This window comes from Intestinimonas sp. RTP31139st1_F5_RTP31139_211217 (assembly GCF_040226735.1).
In the GTDB taxonomy this organism is placed as follows: Bacteria; Bacillota; Clostridia; order Oscillospirales; family Oscillospiraceae; genus Intestinimonas; species Intestinimonas butyriciproducens.
Genome location: NZ_JBCOAQ010000013.1, coordinates 17058 through 36196, shown reverse-complemented (window position 1 = coordinate 36196; position 19139 = coordinate 17058). Strand labels below are relative to the sequence as shown.

The window sequence follows — 19139 nt, the reverse complement described above, 5'->3', positions numbered from 1 at the left end:
CGGGAAAACGACGATTTTTTACAGGGAATCATCGGAAAATCAAGGGTTAGAACGGTTTATCAATACATGCCGCCCGTCATGACCCGCTAAAACAGGGGGTTCCACGCTACTCTGCATAACTGCTCATATCCCTGTATTTGCAAGCGGTCCGGGATTTTCCTCTGGAATCCTGAATTTTCAAAATCCACCTAAATCTACGCAAGTCTGCATAGCTTTCGGCGAAAATGGTGTAGAAATTGGTGTATGACTGGCAGCTTGGTATATTCCGCATTTTCCGGACAAAGTCAAAGGTTTGCGGCTACCTGGTCGAAGGCATGCTTTACGACATTGTAGTCCGTATGGGTGTAAACATCCAGCGTCACGCTGGCGTTGGAATGCCCCATGAGATACTGAAGACTTTTGATGTCGATGCCGGCCTGCTGCATATTGGTGCAGAAGGTGTGGCGCAGCACATGAGGGGTCACCTTGGGGAAATCTCCGCCAAGCGCCCACGGATGCTTCCGCTGGAGACCCCGCATGAAGTTCTCCAGATGCATAGCTACTTTGGGTTTCCCGGCCTTATCGAAGAATATAAACCCGGTGCAGCCATCTACCAGCATTTCCACCTTGGGCGAGGCTCGATTCTTCAGGACGTGTTTCAGGGCCATATACACTGTGTCTGTCATGGGAATGGTGCGAATACCGCTTTTGGTCTTGGGGCTGCTGATAAAATAGGGCTGGTTCGCCGTTCTGGAGAGTTGCCGCCGCACATGAATACAGCGCCGGTCAAAGTCAAGATCGCTCTTGGTCAGCCCATACAGCTCACTGACACGGAGACCTGTCCCCAACAGGATCACCACATCATCATAGTAGCTGCCACCGCCGTATTCCATGAAGAACTGAAGGTACTGTTCCTGTTGTTCCCGGCTCAAAGCAGTCCGCACATAGGCGTCACGAGGAACCACATCGGACAGTTTGAACTTAAACGGGTTCTTTCGCAGGATGTCATCGTCAACAGCCATTTCGAAGGCTGGGCGGACAACGCACTGCATCACGCCAATGGTGTTTTGTTTATACCCGCGGTCATGCAGGGACACAAACCAGCTTTTTGCGTCAGACAGCTTCACATGGCGGATCTGCTTCTGCCCAAACGGGTCTTCCCGGATACGATTGATCACAGAATCATAGGCCCGGAAAGAATTCTCTTTCAGACTCCGCTTCAGGTTCATATACCGGGTGACAAGCTCAATCACCGTCATCTCCCCGGCGGCATAGTCAATCCCGTCCACCGTGTCACGCTGAATATCGGCTTCCTTTTGCCGCAATTCCTCGAGGGTCTTGGCATAGACATACCGCCGCTTCTTGTGAATATCGGTGTAACGGAACATATAATGGCCGTCATTCCGCTGGCTTTCGCCGGTTTTCAAAATACGGCCCTTCTGGTCTCGGCGCTTTTCAGACAAACTCAACGCTCCTTCCTTGAAAAGCGCTCAATAGGCTATGGCCCTATTGTACCATGCGACATGAGAAAGTTCCACTTATATTGAGTAAGCAGACTCCAGATACCGTTCAAACGCTTTCCTTTTGATCAGCCGCTTGCTCCCATTCCAGAGTACAAACGGACAATTTTCATCATTGGTCATATCCCGCAGCTTGTTGATGCCGATGCCGAAGTAGGCTGCGGCTTCCTCCAGACTGAGGTTGGCTTTCTCCCACACGGGAACTCGCTCATTCGCCATGCTCACCACCTCCGTTCGCATCAAACTTCAGAAGCCAGTGATCAGGTATGACGCGCAAACCTGGACCGATCTTGCAGAACTTTTTCAAAATGTCTATCTGACACGCAAAGAATGTCCCTCTGTCCAAGTAGTGTGCTTCCCGGTTTCCTTTGCCCGAGTCATAATACTCAGATAGCGATTCCAAACTGGACAGATACCCCGGCAACATAGACGGCTCACACACGCCGTTTTGCAGCAAATACTGCTGGAAAGCAAGCAGGTATGTATCGTCCAAATAAAGTTTCAACAAATGCAGACCCATATCGTCCATAGTAAAATAGCGAAAGCTGCTGTACTTCGTGAAATGAATCAGGCGGCTGCGGGGATTGACTGCGTGGGTGATCAGAGACTCCAACAAGTCCCAGCTCTCTCCCAACAGGAGGCTGCTGCCGAGAGTTCGACCACATCCCAGCGGGGAGGACTCCACATGGTCGAGGAACATCCGCTCCGCCTCATCAGACCAGCGCATATTGCTGTCGCCGAGGTAGTAGAGAGGGGAGTAGGCATACCTGGACACAAGAACACCTGACAGACGCGCGCCCTTGTTATCCCAGCCGTATTCCCTGGCAAGCTCATAGGCGCTGTAATAGGTGAGCTGTTTCTCTAGTGCGGCATCCTTCTGTCGCCCGGGCTGCCAGACGGCTTTCAGCTTTATAGCAGCCAACAGGCAGGCCGCTCCCCGGTGGAGCCGCAGTGTTTTCTTCCAGTTCCCGTGACCATTCTCCGGAGCCAGCACATGGGCTCGAACACGCTGCGCCTGTCCCGGGCTTACCCTTTGAAGCTGACCCAAGCCGGCCTCTGTCAGACTCAATGAGCGGACGATCCTTCGCCGGTATCCCTTCATGCGCCGCTCCTTCAGATACCCCTCCTGCACCAACCTTGTAACCAAGCGGCGATTATAATCATAGTACCCTGGCAGCTTCCGCACCAGCGGCACCGGCACCTCGCCGCACAGGCCCACAAACTCCATCAGCTTCACAGCCATACATCCATTCTTTAACTGCATCCCAATATCCTCCATACGTATTCTCACAGCAACAGCGCACTCAACAGGTCCGCAGCAGCAAACACGAAACACAATTCACAAGGCTGCCGGCGCCTCATACCCACACCCCTCAACTGACATGCGCCTTTCCATCAGGCTGCCTGACTGCGCTCATCGCCTGTCATCAAAATCCTTACCAACTCAATCCCACCCCCGACTGTTTGGCATTAGGAACCCCTTGCGCCCCAATGGGCTCACGGTCCTACATAACACCGAAAATCTGCAAGGGGTTTTCGACCAAAATAGGTATGTATTTTTCGGCCTATTCCTGCATAGTTTCGGTGGCGCTTTTCCAGCATTCCGGATGACTTTTCAACCATTCCGGGAACTGCTCCGGCGGCAAGATCCAGATACGGGTTCCGTCCTGCTCTCTCCGGTGACTGCACTGAAACGCAGAGCAAAGGGCAGCCGTATCGTTTGTGAGGAAGGCTGCCTCCAGTACATCCTGACAGTGCTTCAGTTCCAGATTGTCGTGGTCTATAAAACGGCGGTTGCGGTTGATGTCATAGATGTGCTCATACACCAACACGCAGGCACGGAACTTCGGCTGGTCATGTTCTCCGGGAAGGCCCTACGGATGGAATCCCGCAGCAGTCCGGCAAGAAACCGGGAGCGGTCAGCGTCATCCCGTCGGGGCATCATCCCTGGGAGGGAGACTGCCAGCCAGCCCTCTGGGGTGATCTCTACGACTGCGGCTTGGCTGCTGTCAGAAAACGCGTCTCCCGGAACGGTCTGTACAGGCTCCAGAACAGCGGCGGCATACTGCCGGAGCTGGATGGCAGCATTTTCTGCCGACCGGACGGCATCCAGTAGAATCTGATTTCTGCGAGTAAAGTACATGGAGTTCATGGCGGCTCCTTTCATTTTGGCTATGTCTTTTTGGAACAAGCGTGTTCAAAAACTTCTATCAAATTGGTGGAAGTGTTGCGATTTTTGCGGTTGGCACTTATCCACTTTGGAATAACCAGTGAGATTTTCAGATGGTTTTCCTTGGTTCAATTTGGGCCAGATTTACTACATATAGCCATCGGTGGAGCGAAAGCATGCGGGGGCCAGGATTGCTTCCATGAAAAGCAAAATTTATATTGGTTCGGTTCCCGTGTTGGCTTTCCGGAATAGATCTCAATAAACTTCCCGGACTCCAGTTCGGCCACATGGCGCCACAGGCTGGAGGATGTGATCCCGTACTTCTTTGCGGCAGACTGTGGGAAAACAAAATCACGTTTTCCACCGCTTTCCATAGCCATGCAAAGATAAAGGTATCTGGCCCCGATACCAAGGGCACGGAATTGTGGAGACAGCATCAGAGTATCTCCAACCTGTATAAATCGTTTTTCGTCGTTGCCCGGCTTGGCCGACAGCCAGGCAACAATCGTGGGTTTGGATCTTCGTTTGGGCATATCATGTTCCTTCCTTTGTGCGGCGAATGTGGCCAGCGCGCATGGGCCTCAAACTCGCTTGTAATAAACAGAGAAAACCGACGCCTTCTAGCATCCCGCTGCGAAAACCGCTATCGAATGGGATTTAGAATCGTTCCTCTCATAATAAATGTAGAAAACAGGCCCACTTTGACCAGTAATGTGAGCAAAAAAATTTTAAAAAACATTCAGCGTGGACCTAAGTACACAGAAGCAATTGTGTGTTTACATTAAGTCTACGCTGAATGTACTCTTTCGGGAAACTGTAGTATAAGTCACAGTTATGTGTATGGCATGGAGATATTGCAGTGAAAAGGGCTGATATCATAGCCAATAAGACCACAACAGAAAAAACGGAATTATACTGTCATATTATTTCAGAAAAATGTGTAACATATAGTTTGATAATTCCAGAAAAATGTGATACGCTATTTATGCAATAGGAAAGGCTGGTGAGTCGCATGAAACGCAATGCAATTCAGGAACTTGTAGCATGGAAGTCCAGCGAAGACCGCAAGCCAATGGTGCTGAAAGGCGCCCGGCAGGTGGGAAAAACCTGGCTGATGAAAGAGTTCGGGCAGAACTACTACGACAGCTATGTCTACTTCAACTTTGATGAGGAAGATGAGCTAAAATCCATCTTTGAGACCAATAAAAACCCCCAGCGAATCATTGAACTGCTGTCCCTGATCGCCGGGGAGAAAATTCTACCGGGGAAAACCCTGATTATTTTTGACGAGATACAGGAGTGCCCGGAAGCGCTGAATACTTTGAAATATTTCAAGGAAAAGGCCAACGAATACCATGTGATCGCCGCTGGCAGTTTGCTGGGAACCCTTCTGGCGCAGCCTAAGTCCTATCCCGTGGGCATGGTCAATCTGCTGGACATCTATCCGTTGACCTTTGACGAGTTTCTGGAGGCCACGGACGAGAGCCTGTACGCATACTATTGCAGCATCCAAAAAGAGCAGCCAATCGAAGAAATTTTCCACAACCGGCTGCTGGAGGCATACAACTATTATCTGATTATCGGCGGAATGCCGGAGTGCGTTTCCTCATGGATTGCGCATAAAGACCCGGCCAAGATCTCACAGATCCAGAAGGAACTGATCGAGGTCTATGAAAATGACTTCTCCAAACATAACGGCAAGGTCAACAGCGGCCGCATTCTGATGGTATTCCGCAGCATTGTGGCTCAGCTCGCAAAGTCCAATGAGAAGTTCATGTATGGAGCTGTCCGGGAGGGCGGCCGGGCCCGGGACTTTGAGGAGGCCATCGAGTGGCTGGTCTCCGCCGGGATGCTGAACCGTGTCTACAATGTCTCTAAGATGGAGCATCCCTTGGCAGCCTTTGACAAGTTGGACCAGTTCAAGCTCTTCGTGTTCGACACCGGCCTGCTCAAGCACATGGCAGGCATTGACAACAGCGCGATTCTGTTAAAGACGGATTATCAGTTCAAAGGTCCGCTGACGGAAAACTATGTCCTGCAGCAGCTTCGCGGCCAGTTCGAGGTAGAGCCCCGCTACTACTCCGATAAAAACAGCGAGATTGATTTCCTTATCCAGTACGGTACTGAAATCATCCCTGTGGAGGCTAAAGGTGGAGAGGATAAGTCTGCACCGTCGTTTAAGAAGTATATCGCCGACCACCACCCGGAGCATGCCCTGCGCTATTCCAAGAGGGGCTATCGGAGGGATGGGGCCATTACTAATCTTCCACTGTACCTGGTGCGGAAGACAAAAGATATGCTTTGAGATAGTTGGAATCACAACGAGATTGGAGAAATAGAAATGGCTGTAAAAAAGAGCGAATTATACAGTTCTCTTTGGGCGAGCTGTGACGCATTAAGAGGTGGCATGGATGCCTCCCAATATAAGGACTATATCCTCACACTTCTGTTCGTGAAGTATGTTTCTGATAAATTTGCCGGTCAGGACTATGCTGATATCTGCACTATTTCTGCGGTGAAAACGGTATTGATGTGAACAATGATGAGGCGTATGCTAGAATGCGTGAACGGCTGTACCGGTTGGTCAATGCCATCATCCGTGCTTATGCTGAAGTAAAGCCTATGATGGGCGAACTGGGTTATTCTGTAACGCAACAAGAACAGTATAATAAAATGGTCAATTTTTATGTTGCTCTGAAGGCTACTATTGGTCGTTCCAGTGGCGATTTTATTGACCTGAAGGCATACGAACCCGGAATGCGATATCTGATCGATAATTACATTGTAGCGGAGGATGCCCGTATCATCGGCGATTTTGATGATTTTACTCTGCTCGATTTTATTTTGGCCCAGCGTGAAAAAATGGAGGGTGATGGGAATAAGTCCAAGGAGCAAGAGAGCGCAGCAGAGGCCATCGAAAATAACATCCGCAAGAAGGTTGTCGAGAAGATTGTCCTAAACCCCAAATACTATGAAAAGATGTCTGCCGTTCTGGAGCAGCTGATTCTGGAGCGCAAGCAGGGCGTCATTACATATGCACAATTGTTGGAAAAATATATAGAACTGGCGCGTAATGTAACAAAGCCAGAGGAGAATGAGAACTACCCTGAAAAAGTGCGCCATAGCGCTGCCATGAGAGCGCTGTATGACAATACTGGTTGTGATGCCGATCTTGCAGAAGCCCTTCACGCTGCTGTTATTCGTTCCAAGATGGACAGGTTCCGTAACGACCCAGTTAAGGAGCGCCGCATCAAGCGTGAACTTCTGAAAATCCTTAAATCCAAGGATGAAGTGGAACGTGTATTCAAAATTATTGTAGAACAAGAGGAATATTAATGCGTATGGTGGTAAACGGCATAGAAGTGTCCGTAACAAAAAAAGCAATCAAAAATATGCACCTCTATGTCAAACCGCCGGACGGTCATGTGGAGGTGTCTGCCCCGGTCAATCTGAGTGATGAGAGTATTGAACTGTTCATTCGGACGAAAATTGGCTGGATTCGGCGGCAACAGGAAAAATTTGAAAAGCAGCCTCGGCAAACAGCCAGAGAATATGTTTCCGGTGAGGCGCTGTATGTATGGGGCCGACAGTATTATTTGCTGGTCAACTACAGCAATAAGGGAAATTCTTTGATTTTGGACGGAGAAAAGGCCATTCTCACTGTGCGAGAGGGCAGCACCACCGAGCAGCGAGAAAAGTTTGTAAACGAATGGTATCGATGCATCCTTAAGGCGGAGATCGAGCGTGTTCTGCCCAAATGGGAACAAATTTCAGATCTCCACCCAGATGGATGGCAGATAAAAAATATGACTACCCGATGGGGCACCTGCAATGTGAAAACGCGAAAGGTATGGTTCAATCTTCAGTTGGCAAAAAAGACACCAGAGTGCTTGGAATATGTCATTGTACATGAGCTAATGCATTTAATTGAAAAGAGCCATAATGAGAAGTTTGCCACACTTATGGACAAGTACCTTCCTAACTGGCGAGAAATTCGTAAGAGTTTGAATGGACAAATTCTAGATTATCTTGATAGCGCAAAAGAATGCTAAAAGAAGAATAACCGCCGCTCACTTTAGCGTGAGCGGCGGTTGTATTTACCTATTAAGCGCTGAATTGGTGTAAATTTGGTGTAAATCAGCCACACCACTTACGGAAAATCCAGAAATTTCAAGGGTCAGCGGCTATCTCTTAGTACATGCCGCCCATGTCGGGGGCAGCGGGAGCGGCAGGCGCAGGGGGTTCGGGCTTATCGGTGACCAGGGACTCGGTGGTCAGCAGCACGCCAGCCACGGAGGCGGCGTTCTCCAGCGCGGAGCGGGTCACCTTGGTGGGGTCCACGATACCGGCGGAGATCATATCCACGTAGGTCTCGCTCAGGGCGTTGAAGCCGTAGCCCACCTTCTTGCTGTTCTTGACCTTCTCCAGCACCACAGAGCCGTCGATGCCGGCGTTGGCAGAGATTTGACGCATGGGCTCGGTCAGGGCCTTGGCAACGATGGCCACGCCGGTCTTCTCGTCGCCCTCGGCGGTCTTGAGCAGCTTCTCCACAGCGGGAATGGCGTTGACATAGGCGGTACCGCCTCCGGCCACGATACCCTCTTCCACGGCGGCGCGGGTGGCGTTCAGGGCGTCCTCGATGCGGAGCTTCTTCTCCTTCATCTCGGACTCGGTGGCGGCGCCCACACGGATGATGGCCACGCCGCCGGCCAGCTTGGCCAGACGCTCCTGGAGCTTCTCACGGTCATAATCGGAAGTGGTGACTTCGATCTGGCTGCGGATCTGGGCGACACGGTCCTTAATGGCCTTGCTCTCGCCGGAGCCGTCCACGATGATGGTGTTGTCCTTGGTCACCTTGACCTGGCGGGCATGGCCCAGCATATCGGCAGTGGCCTCCTTGAGCTCATAGCCCAGGTCGGAGGAAATGACGGTGCCGCCGGTGAGGATGGCCATATCCTGGAGCATCTCCTTGCGGCGGTCGCCGAAGCCGGGCGCCTTCACGCAGCAGACGTTCAGGGTACCGCGCAGCTTGTTGACGATCAGGGTGCTCAGGGCGTCGCCCTCCACATCCTCCGCCACGATCAGCAGCTTCTTGCCGGACTGGACCACCTGCTCCAGAATGGGCAGCAGCTCCTGGATGTTGGAGATCTTCTTGTCGGTGATGAGGATGGCGGCGTCATCCAGAACGGCCTCCATCTTCTCGGTGTCGGTGACCATATAGGGGGCGATATAGCCGCGGTCGAACTGCATGCCCTCGACGACCTCGCTGTAGGTCTCGGCGGTCTTGGACTCCTCAACGGTGATGACGCCGTCGGCGGAGACCTTTTCCATGGCCTCGGCAATCAGCTTGCCGATGGTCTCATCGCCGGAAGAGACGGCGCCCACGCGGGCGATGTCCTCGGTGCCGTTGACGGGCTTGGAGTTCTCCTTGATGGCGGCCACGGCGGCGGCGGTGGCGCTGGCGATCCCCTTCTTCATGATCATAGGGTTGGCGCCGGCAGCCAGATTCTTCAGGCCCTCGCGAATAATGGCCTGGGCCAGCAGGGTGGCGGTAGTGGTGCCGTCGCCGGCCACGTCGTTGGTCTTGGTGGAGACTTCCTTGACGATCTGGGCGCCCATGTTCTCAAAGGGATCGGGCAGCTCGATCTCCTTGGCGATGGTCACGCCGTCATTGGTGATGAGGGGGGTGCCGAACTTCTTGTCGAGCACGACGTTGCGGCCCTTGGGGCCCAGGGTGATCTTAACGGTATCGGCCAGGGTGTTGACGCCGCGCTCCAGGGCGCGGCGGGCGTCCTCGCCGTAGAGAATCTGCTTGGACATAGCGTATTACCTCCAAATTGTAATATGATGCTGGGATCAAAACGAAAGCTTACTCGACAACGGCCAGGATGTCGCTCTGGCGCACGATGGTGTACTCCTCGCCGTCCACCTTGACCTCGGTGCCGGCGTATTTACTGGTGATGACCTTCTGGCCCTTCTTGACCACCATCTTGACTTCCTTGCCGTCCACCATTCCGCCGGGGCCCACTTCGATGACTTCGGCCACTTCCGGCTTCTCCTTGGCGGCGCCGGTCAGGATGATACCGCTCTTGGTGGTCTCCTCGGCCTCCACCATCTTGATGATGACTCGATCTGCAAGGGGTTTGAGCTTCATTTGAGGTTCCTCCTTATATGTGTTTTGTGTTTAGCAAATTTAAGGGGTTAGCACTCGAATTATATGAGTGCTAACTTCGAGTATGATAATACCTCGACTTGCCAAAAAAATCAACCCCTATTTTTTAAAAACAGGGGTTGATTTTTTAAAAATTCATCTTTTGTTCACAAACGGAACGGGAGAGTGCTAGTTTTCGCCGCGGTAATCCAAATCGCCTGGGTAGAAAAAGGCGACCTTGCGCTCTGAGATCCGGACAGTAAAGGACTTGGCGCGCATCACTTCGCCGTCTATCACCGCTACCAGCTCTTCGGGGGAGGAAAAAGAGAAGGCGGGACCGTGGAAGTGGCGGATGACCTCGGGGTAGCTGCGATAACGGCCCTTGGCATACGCTCCCACCAGCCGGAAAAAGGTAAAGCGGCTCACCCGGGGTACCACGACCATATCCAGCACGCCGTCGTCGGGCTGTGCGTCCCCCACAGGCATGAATCCGCCGCCATAATAGCGGCCGTTGCAGATGCAGATGATAGAGGTCTCCTCCTCCAGGCGGTCCAGGCCCGCCTGGACCACGGTGGGGCGGGCGATGTCGGTGAGGAGGACGTTAACCCCCAGGGAGAGGAGGTAGGCACCGGGGCCCGTGACCAGCGGGAGGCGCTTATAGCGGTGGACGTCGGCGGCCACCCGGGAGTCCACGCCGGCACAGATCACGCCGATGCCCAGCTTACCGTTGCAGTCCATCAGATCAAAGGCGGCCTGGGGTCCCCTGGACAGGGCGGCCAGATCGGAGAAACGGGCGGCGTAATTGGCACCGAAAATCCTCAGAAAGTCATTGCCGGTCCCCTTCGGCACATTGGTGACGGCCGCGTTGGGGTAGCCAGCCGCGCCATTGACCACTTCGTTGAGGGTCCCGTCCCCGCCGCAGGCGTAGATGCGCACCGGGCCGCCGGAACAGGCCGCCCGCCGGGCGAGCTGTTCCGCGTCTCCTGCGGAAGAGGTGAGGACCACCTCGTGCTCCAGGCCCAGCGGGGAAAAGGCCTCCTCCACCCGGCGGAGCAACGCCTCCGTGCTGCCCCTCTTCCCGGCGGCGGGGTTGACGAGGAAGAGATGCTTCATGGCTTGTCTTCCTTTCGTGTTGGAAATGGAGCGTGAAATATGTATGGAAGAGTTACGCTGTCACCGCCGGGGCGGACTCCGGCGCGGTGTCGGCCGCGGCGCTGCGGTAGGCGGAGGGCCACAAGGTGATGCGCTGCTCGGCACGGGCCATACGAGAGACGATGGCGGCGGCCTCAGCGCGGGTGAGGCTGTCGGCGGGCCGGAAGGTGAGGCCGGCGTCGGTGCCGGAGAGGATCCCTTTGGCATACAGGCTGAAAATGGCGTCGGCGGCGTAATCCCCGGCCTTTACATCGGGAACGGATGCCTTGACCTGCGCCAGGCTGTTGCGCTCGGGTATGCTGCGGCCCAGTGTGGTGGCGGCAAAGATGCGCGCCATCTCGGCCCGGGTAACGGGGCGTTCGTAGTCGTCGAACTCACCCGGGGAGATCACGCCGCTGGCCTCACAATAGGCGACAGAAGAGCGATACCAAGGGGTCCCGGTGATGGGCTGGAGGTGGAAGCTGTCCCCCTTGGACTGGCTCTCCATGAAAGCAGCCAGCTTTAGGGCTTCCGCCACCGTCAGAGTCTGGTTGGGGGAGAAGGCGCCGTTTCCGGTACCCTGCATCAGGCTGACATTGTAGGCGATATCCACCCATACGGCGAACCAGTCCCTGGGCCCCACATCGGAGAAGGAGGGAAGGCGGCCCTTGATCAGCGGGAACTGGGCGGAAGGTACCTGCCGCTGGGCCATGAGGGAGGGGAGACTGGAGAGGGACACCATCGTGTCCACGCCGCCGGTGGCGAAGACCAGAACATCCAGCCCGTCTACCCGGTCCACCCGGACGGCATCGTAGGCGATGGGATAAAATTCCCATGTCTCGCCCCCCTGGCCGTCGGGGAAAGCGAGGATGCTCACCACGCCCCATTGGTCCCCTTTCTGGGCCAGATACAGCCCGTAGCCCAAGTTCTCCAGCGTGTCGTACTCCGGCTGGAGCAGATAGGCGCCGTCCTGGCGGATGAGCCCCATTTTATTGTTTGTGCGGACCAGGGCGGTGCCCAGCGTGAAGTCCAGGACCGACTGATAGCGGATGGGGACGACGACGCTGCCGGTGGTGTCTACAAAGCCCCACAGGCCGTTCTCTGTCGCCTGGGCCAGGCCCTCCTGGTAACCGTATACGATAGGGGCCGCGACGGCGGCGGAAATCACCGCAGCGCAGGAGAGGACCAGAGCGGCCAGCTTGCGGCCCGGATTACTTTTTGCCTTTCTCATATCGTACGCCTCGCTTTCCGTACAGGAACAGATCGCATTTTATCATACCGTTGTATAATTTGCGCCTTTTATCGGCAGTGCGGCCGAAGGTGCGCTCAAACTCCGTGTGGGACGAGAGCAGGGACAGGGTCCAGCCGTCGGGCAGAGAGCGGAAGGCCTGGCCGAATTCCCGATAGAGCTCCTCAGCCTCCCGCTTCTCCAGGATACGCTCGCCGTAGGGCGGGTTGGTGACGAGCCGGCCGTAGGGGGCCTCACGGCGGAACCGGAGGGCGTCCGCCACCTCGAAGCGGACCAGATCCTCCACGCCGGCCTTTTCAGCGTTGGAACGGGCGATGGACACCGCCTTGGGGTCGATATCCCCGCCCCAGATGTCGTAGGACCCGTCAAATTCCCGGTCCATGGCCTCGTCTGCGGCGTCCATCCAGGCCCCAGGGGGAAGAAAGCCCCACTTCTGTGCGGAAAAGGAGCGGTCCAGGCCGGGAGCGCGGTTTTTGGCGATGAGGGCGGCCTCGATGGCAATGGTGCCGGAACCGCAAAAGGGGTCGCAGAAAGGATCGCGGCCCCGGTATTTGGAGAGGAGCACCATGGCGGCGGCCAGAGTCTCCCGCAGAGGCGCCGTGACGCCCACCGCCCGATAGCCCCGTTTGTGGAGGCCGGGGCCAGTGGTGTCCAGCATGAGGACGGCGGTGTCCTTCATAAGGGAGAACTGGATCTGATAGAGCGGGCCGGTCTCGGGCAGCTTGTCCAATCCATAAGCGCCGCCCAGCCGGGCCGCCACGGCCTTTTTAATGATAGCTTGACAGGCGGGAACAGCGTGGAGGGCGGAGTTGAGACAGTGGCCCTTCACCGGGAAGGCCCCGTTCCGGGGGATGAGATCCTCCCAGGGGAGGGCGCGGGTCCCCTCGAAAAGGGCATCGAAGTCCCCGGCGGGGAAGGAGCCCAGCACGAGGAGCACCCGTTCTCCGGTGCGAAGATTCAGATTGAGGCGGGGAATGTCCGCCGCACGGGCCCCGCAGAGGACCCGACCATTTTCCGGGCGTACGTCGGTCAGGCCCAGGCGGCGCAGCTCTTCCGCCGCAAGACCCTCCAGCCCGAACAGAGTGGGTACGGCCAATTCCAGATGTTCCATCATTGCTCCGATCTCCAGACGATCTCATTACTTTATGATAGATTATAGCGGACTTCCCCCGGCTTGGCAAATCCTTTTCCTGTTTTACCCACAAAATTACCGGTTGCAGCCCGGAACGGGGCACAGAGACTTTTCAGAAATACTCTGGTATTTTACCCGGGGATATGGTACACTGATGACATCCCGTAAAAAGGAGGGGATCTATCATGAACATGAGCCTGTTCTGGCTCATCGCCCTCATCCTGTTCGGCGTTTTGGAGGCGGTTACGGTGGGCCTGACGTCCATCTGGTTTGCCGTAGGGGCCCTGGCCGCTCTCGTGGCCTGTGCCGCAGACGCGCCGATGCTGGTGCAGGTCGTCGTCTTCCTGGGGGTGTCGTTCCTCACCCTGCTGCTGGTCCGCCCCATGGCGCAGAAGTACGTCAATGACCGGCATGTGGCCACCAATGCAGACCGGGTCATCGGCAGGGAGGCCGTGGTCATCCAGAAGATCGACAACCTGGAGGGGCAGGGACAGGTCTCCGTGTCCGGGGCGGTATGGACCGCCCGCAGTCAGGAGGAGCAGGTCATCCCCGTGGGGGAGCGGGTCCGGGTCCTCCGCATCGAGGGAGTCAAGGTCTACGTTACGCCAGCATCCGGCCCGGTCGAGCCGTCTGAAGAGTAAAGGAGGAAGTTCCATGCATCCATTTGCCGCCCTGGGCACCTTTTTGGTGCCTGTCGTGCTGATCGTACTGGTAATTCTGATCCTGGCCGCCAACATCAAGGTGGTCCAGCAGTCCAAGGCCTATGTGGTGGAGCGCCTGGGCGCGTTCCATTCCGTCTGGGGCGTGGGCATCCACTTCAAGCTCCCCTTCCTGGAAAAGGTGGCCAAGGTGGTCTCCCTGAAGGAGCAGGTGGTGGACTTTGCCCCTCAGCCGGTCATTACCAAGGATAATGTGACCATGCAGATCGACACGGTCATCTACTTTCAGATCACCGACCCCAAGCTCTACACCTATGGCGTAGAGCACCCCATGAGCGCCATTGAGAACCTCACCGCAACCACGCTGCGGAACATCATCGGCGAGCTGGAACTGGACCAGACGCTGACCAGCCGCGACATCATCAATTCCAAAATGCGGGCCCTGCTGGATGAGGCCACCGACCCCTGGGGCATCAAGGTGGGCCGCGTGGAGCTCAAGAACATCATCCCGCCCCGGGAGATCCAGGACGCCATGGAGAAGCAGATGAAGGCCGAGCGTGAGCGCCGGGAATCCATCCTTCAGGCCGAGGGACAGAAGCAGAGCCAGATCCTGGTGGCCGAGGGCGAGAAGCAGTCCCTCATCCTCCGGGCTGAGGCGGCCAAGGAGGCCGCCATCAAGAAGGCCGAAGGCGAGGCAGAGGCCATCCGAAAGGTCCAGGAGGCCACCGCCGAGGCCATCAAGCTCCTCAACGAGGCCAATGCCAGCGACGCCGTGGTGAAGCTCAAGGCACTGGAGGCGTTCCAGGCCGCCGCAGACGGAAAGGCCACCAAGATCATCATCCCATCCGAGATCCAGGGCCTGGCCGGACTGTGTGCGTCCGCCAAGGCGCTGCTGGAGCCGGACGGCAGACCCACCGACACAAAGAAATAAGAGCTGAAAACAGGACGTACCGCTGTCGGCAGCGGTACGTCCTGTCAGTTTACCGGAACAGCGGGCTCATGTCCGTATCTGGCCGGTGCCGTAGACGATGTATTTGGAGCTGGTGAGCTCCTCCAGCCCCATGGGGCCCCGGGCGTGCATCTTCTGTGTGGAGATGCCGATCTCCGCCCCCAGTCCGAACTCAAAGCCGTCGGTGAAGCGGGTGGAGGCGTTGACGTACACCGCCGCCGCGTCCACCTCGTCCAGAAACTTCTGGGCGGTGAAGTAGTTGGCGGTCACGATGGCCTCGGAGTGTCCGGAGCCGTGGTCGTTGATAAAGGCGATGGCCTCGTCGGCGTCCTTTACCACACGGACGGCCAGGATATAGTCTCCGTATTCGGTGTCCCAGTCCTCCGCTGCGGCGGGGACCACGCAGGGGCCCAGAATCTCCGCCGTCCGGGGGCAGCCACGGAGCTCCACATGTTTCTCATCCAGCAGCGCCTTGGCCTTGGGGAGAAAGGCCTCCGCCACGGCCTCGTGGACCAGCAGGCACTCGGCGGCGTTGCACACGGAGGGGCGGGAGGTCTTGGCGTTGTAGATGATATCGGCCCCCATGTCCAGGTCGGCCTCTGCATCCACATAGACATGGCAGACCCCCACGCCGGTCTCGATGACAGGCACTTTGGCGTTCTGGACCACAGCCCGGATGAGGCCTGCGCCGCCGCGGGGGATGAGAACGTCCAGGTAGCCGGTGAGCCCCATCAGCTCATTTGCGCTCTTCCGGCTGGTGTCCTCCACAAGGGCCACACAGTCCCCGGGCAGCCCGGCGGTCTCCAGAGCGGACCGCATGACGGAGACGAAGGCCTGGTTGGAGCGGAAGGCCTCCTTGCCGCCCCGGAGGATGACGGCGTTGCCCGACTTGAGGCAGAGAGCGGCGGCATCCACCGTGACGTTGGGCCGGGCCTCGTAGATGATGCCGATGACGCCCAGGGGGACCCTGCGTTTGCCGATGATGAGGCCGTTGGGGCGGCGCGTCATTCGGGTGACTTCACCGACCGGGTCCGGAAGGGCGGCCACCTGGCGCACGCCCTCGACAATGCCCGCTATGCGCTGCGGGCTGAGGGCAAGCCGGTCCAGCAGGGATTGCTTCATGCCGCCCGCCCGGGCGGCGTCCAGGTCCTTTTGATTTTCAGCCAGGATGGCGTCCTGGTGCAGGCACAGCGCCTGGGCAATGGCCTCCAGAGCGGCGTTTTTCTCTGCGGCGCCCGCCACGGCAAGGACGCGGGCGGCGCGCTTCGCGGCCAGGCCCTGGGTCTCCAATGCGGTCATAGTGGGGATCCCTCCTTCAAAGATAAGAATTAAGAACCATCTGAGTCCGGTGCCTTTTCAGGACAGGGCGGAGCAAGGGGGCTTTGCGACAAAGCGGGTCCCCACATCCTCGCCGTTGACTACGCCGTAGAGGTCCTCGGGGCGGGCGCCATTGGTGATGACCATGTCCACGCCTGCGCCCATGGCCAGTTCGGCGGCGCTGAGCTTCGTCGCCATGCCCCCGGTGCCGCGCCAGGACCCGGCTCCGCCGGCCATGGCCCGCAGCTCCGGTGTGACGGCCTCCACCCGGTGGATGAGCCGGGCGGAGGGGTTTGCATGGGGATCGGCGTCGTAGAGACCGTCAATGTCGCTCAGAAGCACCAGCAGGTCCGCCCGGCACAGCCGGGCTACCATGGCCGACAAGGTGTCGTTGTCGCCCAGAACCTTGCACTTGCCGGTCTCGATCTCCGCAGAGGACACCGAGTCGTTTTCGTTGACCACGGGGATAATCCCCAGCTCCAGCAGGGACTCAAAGGTATTGTGGAGGTGCTCGGCCCGGACAGGGGCGTCCACATCCTCGCCGGTGAGCAGGATCTGGGCCACCACCCGGTTGTATTCCCCGAACATCTTGTCGTAGAGGTGCATCATCATGCACTGTCCCACCGCGGCGGCGGCCTGCTTCATCCGCAGCTCGGTAGGGCGCGCCTTCAGTCCCATCTTGGCCGTCCCGACGGCAATGGCGCCGGAGGACACTAGGATGACCTCATGGCCCATCCCCTCCAGATCGGAGAGCGTTCTGGCCAGCAACTCCATATTATGTAGATTGAGCCTTCCGGTGTCGTGGGTCAGGGTGGAGGTCCCCACCTTTACCACGACACGGAGACAATGCTTTTCCGTTTCCATCACACTCACGCTCCTGCTGTTACGAAAAAATCCCATCCCACTTTACCACATCATAGCACAAGCGCGGGCAAAGAGGAAGAGTAAAATTGAACGGTAAGATTTTTGCCGTTTCGCTCTGGAAAAGCAAGAAAATTTTGCGCAAATTCGTGTTTTTTATGTTGTAATTCCGCCTCCATTGCGTTACAATGTAGTGCGCTGGGAAACTGTCGATTGAAAGGGGCTTGACTTGTGTATGATAAATATCGTCCTGGTCGAACCCGAGATCCCCATGAACACCGGCAATGTGGCCCGCACCTGCGCGGCCACTGGCAGCACGCTCCATCTCATCGAGCCCCTGGGCTTTGACATCTCGGACAAGGCGGTCAAGCGGGCGGGCCTCGATTATTGGCATCTGGTGGACGTACACGTCTATGCGTCCCTGGATGATTTTTTTGCCCGGAATCCCCAGCCGGACCTGTGGCTCACCACCACCAGGTCTGCGCGCCGGTACAGCGACGCGGCGTACCGGGACGGCTGCTGGCTCTTTTTCGGGAAAGAGACGGCCGGGCTGCCGCCGGCGCTGCTGCAGCGGTACCCCGAGCGCTGCGTCCGCCTCCCCATGCGGGAGGAGGCCCGCAGCCTGAACCTGGCCAACACCGTGGCGGCGGTAACCTATGAGGCCCTCCGCCAGTTGGATTTCCCCGGCCTGATACAGGATGGGCACCGGGCCTGGGAGGAACAGAAAGCCTGCGCCATCCGGCGCTGAGCCGCCGCAATTCACCGTTTCGATCACACCTCCACCTGTAACCTTGAAAGGAGCTTTGCAAATGAACTATAACAAAAAGACCGTGAAGGACATCGACGTAGCGGGCAAGAAGGTCCTGCTCCGCTGCGACTTCAACGTGCCGCAGGACAAGGCCACCGGAGCCATTACCGATGACAAGCGCATCGTGGCCGCCCTGCCCACCATTGCGTACCTGCTGGATCAGAAGGCCGCCGTGATAGCGTGCTCCCATTTGGGCAAGCCCAAAGGCGAGTGGAAGCAGTCCCTGAGCCTGGCCCCTGTTGCAAAGCGCCTCTCCGAGTTGCTGGGCCGGGAAGTCCTCTTTGCCACGGATATCGTGGGAGAGGACGCCAAGGCCAAGGCCGCGGCGCTGAAACCCGGGGAGATCCTGTTACTGGAGAATCTGCGCTTTGATAAGCGGGAGGAGAAGAACGACCCGGAGTTTGCCAAGGAGCTCGCCTCCATGGCGGAGGTATATGTCTCCGATGCCTTCGGCACCGTGCATCGTGCCCATGCCTCCACTGCCGGCGTGGCGGCCTATCTGCCCGCCGTCTCCGGCTTCCTCATCGGCAAGGAGCTGGATATCATGGGCAAGGCGCTGGACGACCCCAAGCGCCCCTTCGTGGCTGTGCTGGGCGGCGCGAAGGTCTCCGACAAGATCAATGTGATCAACAACCTCCTGGAGAAGGCCGACACCATCATCATCGGGGGCGGCATGGCGTATACCTTTAAAAAGGCGGAGGGCTACACCATCGGCAAATCCCTCCTGGAAGAGGATAAGCTGGACTACGCGCGGGAAATGATGCAGAAGGCCGAGGCAAAGGGCGTGAAGTTCCTGCTGCCTGTGGACAACCTCTGTGCAGCGGAGTTTTCCGCCAGCGCAAAGCCTGTGCTGGAGGAGCAGAACATTCCGAACGAACTGATGGGAATGGACATTGGGCCCAAGGCCATCGAAGCCTTCTCCGATGCGGTGAAGGGCGCGGGCACTGTGGTGTGGAACGGGCCCATGGGCGTCTTTGAGTTCCCCGCCTTTGCCGGGGGCACCAAGGCCATGGCCAAAGCGCTGGCTGAGTCCGGCGCCATCACCATCGTGGGCGGAGGCGACTCTGCCGCGGCGGTGGAGCAGCTTGGCTACGCCGACAAGATGACCCATATCTCCACTGGCGGCGGCGCCTCTCTGGAATTCCTGGAGGGTAAGGAACTGCCCGGTGTGGCATGTTTGCTGGATAAATAAAAGCACAGGCAGGCGCATGGG

21 protein-coding genes are annotated in these 19139 nt (G+C 57.1%); 8 read left to right on the top strand and 13 right to left on the bottom strand.

Annotated features, from left to right (window positions below; all coding sequences use genetic code 11):
• Positions 1–284: 284 nt before the first annotated feature.
• The 6 genes from ABUA09_RS09910 to ABUA09_RS09885 form a co-directional block, all read right to left on the bottom strand.
• Positions 285–1442 (bottom strand): site-specific integrase, encoded by a 1158-nt coding sequence (locus ABUA09_RS09910; protein ID WP_058118338.1) that lies wholly within the window; start codon positions 1440–1442, stop codon positions 285–287.
• A gap of 75 nt (positions 1443–1517) precedes the next feature.
• Positions 1518–1718, bottom strand: a complete 201-nt coding sequence (locus tag ABUA09_RS09905; RefSeq protein WP_058118337.1) for an excisionase — start codon at positions 1716–1718, stop codon at positions 1518–1520.
• Positions 1708–2763: a hypothetical protein gene (locus tag ABUA09_RS09900; protein ID WP_058118336.1), complete on the bottom strand. Its 1056-nt coding sequence runs from the start codon at positions 2761–2763 to the stop codon at positions 1708–1710. The genes ABUA09_RS09905 and ABUA09_RS09900 overlap by 11 nt, the downstream gene beginning before the upstream one ends.
• A 301-nt stretch (positions 2764–3064) precedes the next feature.
• Complete coding sequence (locus ABUA09_RS09895; protein WP_349949345.1) at positions 3065–3325, bottom strand: DUF6100 family protein; 261 nt, start codon at positions 3323–3325, stop codon at positions 3065–3067.
• Positions 3280–3651, bottom strand: coding sequence for a hypothetical protein (locus tag ABUA09_RS09890; RefSeq protein ID WP_349949346.1), 372 nt, complete (start codon positions 3649–3651; stop codon positions 3280–3282). The genes ABUA09_RS09895 and ABUA09_RS09890 overlap by 46 nt, the downstream gene beginning before the upstream one ends.
• 146 nt (positions 3652–3797) lie before the next feature.
• Positions 3798–4202 carry a hypothetical protein gene (locus ABUA09_RS09885; protein WP_058118334.1) on the bottom strand — a complete coding sequence of 135 codons (405 nt, stop codon included), beginning with the start codon at positions 4200–4202 and terminating at the stop codon, positions 3798–3800.
• Positions 4203–4681: 479 nt separating this feature from the next.
• On the opposite strand from ABUA09_RS09885, the gene ABUA09_RS09880 reads away from it, so the two are divergent.
• Genes ABUA09_RS09880 through ABUA09_RS09865 form a run of 4 tightly spaced genes read left to right on the top strand, consistent with a single transcriptional unit; the run spans position 4682 to position 7721 of the window.
• Positions 4682–5974 (top strand): ATP-binding protein, encoded by a 1293-nt coding sequence (locus ABUA09_RS09880; RefSeq protein ID WP_195614781.1) that lies wholly within the window; start codon positions 4682–4684, stop codon positions 5972–5974.
• A 36-nt stretch (positions 5975–6010) separates the two neighbouring features.
• Complete coding sequence (locus ABUA09_RS09875; RefSeq protein ID WP_058118332.1) at positions 6011–6205, top strand: type I restriction-modification system subunit M N-terminal domain-containing protein; 195 nt, start codon at positions 6011–6013, stop codon at positions 6203–6205.
• A 23-nt stretch (positions 6206–6228) separates the two neighbouring features.
• On the top strand, positions 6229–7005 hold the full coding sequence (locus tag ABUA09_RS09870; protein WP_195614780.1) for a hypothetical protein: 777 nt from the start codon (positions 6229–6231) through the stop codon (positions 7003–7005).
• On the top strand, positions 7005–7721 hold the full coding sequence (locus ABUA09_RS09865; RefSeq protein ID WP_058118330.1) for a M48 family metallopeptidase: 717 nt from the start codon (positions 7005–7007) through the stop codon (positions 7719–7721). The genes ABUA09_RS09870 and ABUA09_RS09865 overlap by 1 nt, the downstream gene beginning before the upstream one ends.
• Before the next feature lie 139 nt (positions 7722–7860).
• On the opposite strand, the gene groL is transcribed toward ABUA09_RS09865, so the two are convergent.
• The 5 genes from groL to ABUA09_RS09840 all read right to left on the bottom strand — a co-directional run bounded on the left by groL (position 7861) and on the right by ABUA09_RS09840 (position 13314).
• Complete coding sequence (gene groL, locus ABUA09_RS09860) at positions 7861–9489, bottom strand: chaperonin GroEL (RefSeq protein ID WP_208320052.1); 1629 nt, start codon at positions 9487–9489, stop codon at positions 7861–7863.
• A 49-nt stretch (positions 9490–9538) separates the two neighbouring features.
• Positions 9539–9823 (bottom strand): co-chaperone GroES, encoded by a 285-nt coding sequence (locus ABUA09_RS09855; protein ID WP_033116567.1) that lies wholly within the window; start codon positions 9821–9823, stop codon positions 9539–9541.
• Positions 9824–10009: 186 nt separating this feature from the next.
• Positions 10010–10933 carry a diacylglycerol/lipid kinase family protein gene (locus ABUA09_RS09850; protein ID WP_279203559.1) on the bottom strand — a complete coding sequence of 308 codons (924 nt, stop codon included), beginning with the start codon at positions 10931–10933 and terminating at the stop codon, positions 10010–10012.
• Between the two features lie 52 nt (positions 10934–10985).
• Positions 10986–12182: a WG repeat-containing protein gene (locus tag ABUA09_RS09845; RefSeq protein ID WP_279203561.1), complete on the bottom strand. Its 1197-nt coding sequence runs from the start codon at positions 12180–12182 to the stop codon at positions 10986–10988.
• Positions 12163–13314 (bottom strand): THUMP domain-containing class I SAM-dependent RNA methyltransferase, encoded by a 1152-nt coding sequence (locus tag ABUA09_RS09840; RefSeq protein ID WP_082636101.1) that lies wholly within the window; start codon positions 13312–13314, stop codon positions 12163–12165. The genes ABUA09_RS09845 and ABUA09_RS09840 overlap by 20 nt, the downstream gene beginning before the upstream one ends.
• 203 nt (positions 13315–13517) lie before the next feature.
• Between ABUA09_RS09840 and ABUA09_RS09835 the strand changes: the two genes are divergently transcribed.
• Positions 13518–13973, top strand: coding sequence for an NfeD family protein (locus tag ABUA09_RS09835; protein WP_058118328.1), 456 nt, complete (start codon positions 13518–13520; stop codon positions 13971–13973).
• A gap of 13 nt (positions 13974–13986) precedes the next feature.
• Positions 13987–14922, top strand: a complete 936-nt coding sequence (locus ABUA09_RS09830; protein ID WP_058118327.1) for an SPFH domain-containing protein — start codon at positions 13987–13989, stop codon at positions 14920–14922.
• A 66-nt stretch (positions 14923–14988) separates the two neighbouring features.
• On the opposite strand, the gene ABUA09_RS09825 is transcribed toward ABUA09_RS09830, so the two are convergent.
• Entirely contained in the window at positions 14989–16239 is a 1251-nt protein-coding gene (locus tag ABUA09_RS09825) for a glutamate-5-semialdehyde dehydrogenase (protein ID WP_058118326.1), read from the bottom strand.
• 57 nt (positions 16240–16296) lie between these two features.
• The gene (gene proB, locus ABUA09_RS09820; RefSeq protein ID WP_033116562.1) at positions 16297–17121 is read right to left on the bottom strand and encodes a glutamate 5-kinase; all 825 of its coding nucleotides are present in this window, start codon (positions 17119–17121) and stop codon (positions 16297–16299) included.
• 232 nt (positions 17122–17353) lie between these two features.
• On the opposite strand from proB, the gene ABUA09_RS09815 reads away from it, so the two are divergent.
• Positions 17354–17866 carry a tRNA (cytidine(34)-2'-O)-methyltransferase gene (locus ABUA09_RS09815; protein ID WP_052082460.1) on the top strand — a complete coding sequence of 171 codons (513 nt, stop codon included), beginning with the start codon at positions 17354–17356 and terminating at the stop codon, positions 17864–17866.
• Positions 17867–17927: 61 nt separating this feature from the next.
• Entirely contained in the window at positions 17928–19118 is a 1191-nt protein-coding gene (locus ABUA09_RS09810) for a phosphoglycerate kinase (RefSeq protein WP_033116561.1), read from the top strand.
• Positions 19119–19139 lie beyond the last annotated feature (21 nt).

What these genes read in the sequence shown, in the direction of transcription:
- groL (WP_208320052.1), bottom strand. Translation starts at nt 9,489, where the DNA reads ATGTCCAAGCAGATTCTCTACGGCGAGGACGCCCGCCGCGCCCTGGAG.
- ABUA09_RS09865 (WP_058118330.1), top strand. Translation starts at nt 7,005, where the DNA reads ATGCGTATGGTGGTAAACGGCATAGAAGTGTCCGTAACAAAAAAAGCA.
- ABUA09_RS09905 (WP_058118337.1), bottom strand. Translation starts at nt 1,718, where the DNA reads ATGGCGAATGAGCGAGTTCCCGTGTGGGAGAAAGCCAACCTCAGTCTG.
- ABUA09_RS09870 (WP_195614780.1), top strand. Translation starts at nt 6,229, where the DNA reads ATGCGTGAACGGCTGTACCGGTTGGTCAATGCCATCATCCGTGCTTAT.
- proB (WP_033116562.1), bottom strand. Translation starts at nt 17,121, where the DNA reads ATGGAAACGGAAAAGCATTGTCTCCGTGTCGTGGTAAAGGTGGGGACC.
- ABUA09_RS09830 (WP_058118327.1), top strand. Translation starts at nt 13,987, where the DNA reads ATGCATCCATTTGCCGCCCTGGGCACCTTTTTGGTGCCTGTCGTGCTG.
- ABUA09_RS09840 (WP_082636101.1), bottom strand. Translation starts at nt 13,314, where the DNA reads ATGATGGAACATCTGGAATTGGCCGTACCCACTCTGTTCGGGCTGGAG.
- ABUA09_RS09900 (WP_058118336.1), bottom strand. Translation starts at nt 2,763, where the DNA reads ATGCAGTTAAAGAATGGATGTATGGCTGTGAAGCTGATGGAGTTTGTG.
- ABUA09_RS09825 (WP_058118326.1), bottom strand. Translation starts at nt 16,239, where the DNA reads ATGACCGCATTGGAGACCCAGGGCCTGGCCGCGAAGCGCGCCGCCCGC.
- ABUA09_RS09810 (WP_033116561.1), top strand. Translation starts at nt 17,928, where the DNA reads ATGAACTATAACAAAAAGACCGTGAAGGACATCGACGTAGCGGGCAAG.
- ABUA09_RS09885 (WP_058118334.1), bottom strand. Translation starts at nt 4,202, where the DNA reads ATGCCCAAACGAAGATCCAAACCCACGATTGTTGCCTGGCTGTCGGCC.
- ABUA09_RS09815 (WP_052082460.1), top strand. Translation starts at nt 17,354, where the DNA reads ATGATAAATATCGTCCTGGTCGAACCCGAGATCCCCATGAACACCGGC.
- ABUA09_RS09875 (WP_058118332.1), top strand. Translation starts at nt 6,011, where the DNA reads ATGGCTGTAAAAAAGAGCGAATTATACAGTTCTCTTTGGGCGAGCTGT.
- ABUA09_RS09855 (WP_033116567.1), bottom strand. Translation starts at nt 9,823, where the DNA reads ATGAAGCTCAAACCCCTTGCAGATCGAGTCATCATCAAGATGGTGGAG.
- ABUA09_RS09835 (WP_058118328.1), top strand. Translation starts at nt 13,518, where the DNA reads ATGAACATGAGCCTGTTCTGGCTCATCGCCCTCATCCTGTTCGGCGTT.
- ABUA09_RS09880 (WP_195614781.1), top strand. Translation starts at nt 4,682, where the DNA reads ATGAAACGCAATGCAATTCAGGAACTTGTAGCATGGAAGTCCAGCGAA.
- ABUA09_RS09845 (WP_279203561.1), bottom strand. Translation starts at nt 12,182, where the DNA reads ATGAGAAAGGCAAAAAGTAATCCGGGCCGCAAGCTGGCCGCTCTGGTC.
- ABUA09_RS09890 (WP_349949346.1), bottom strand. Translation starts at nt 3,651, where the DNA reads ATGAACTCCATGTACTTTACTCGCAGAAATCAGATTCTACTGGATGCC.
- ABUA09_RS09850 (WP_279203559.1), bottom strand. Translation starts at nt 10,933, where the DNA reads ATGAAGCATCTCTTCCTCGTCAACCCCGCCGCCGGGAAGAGGGGCAGC.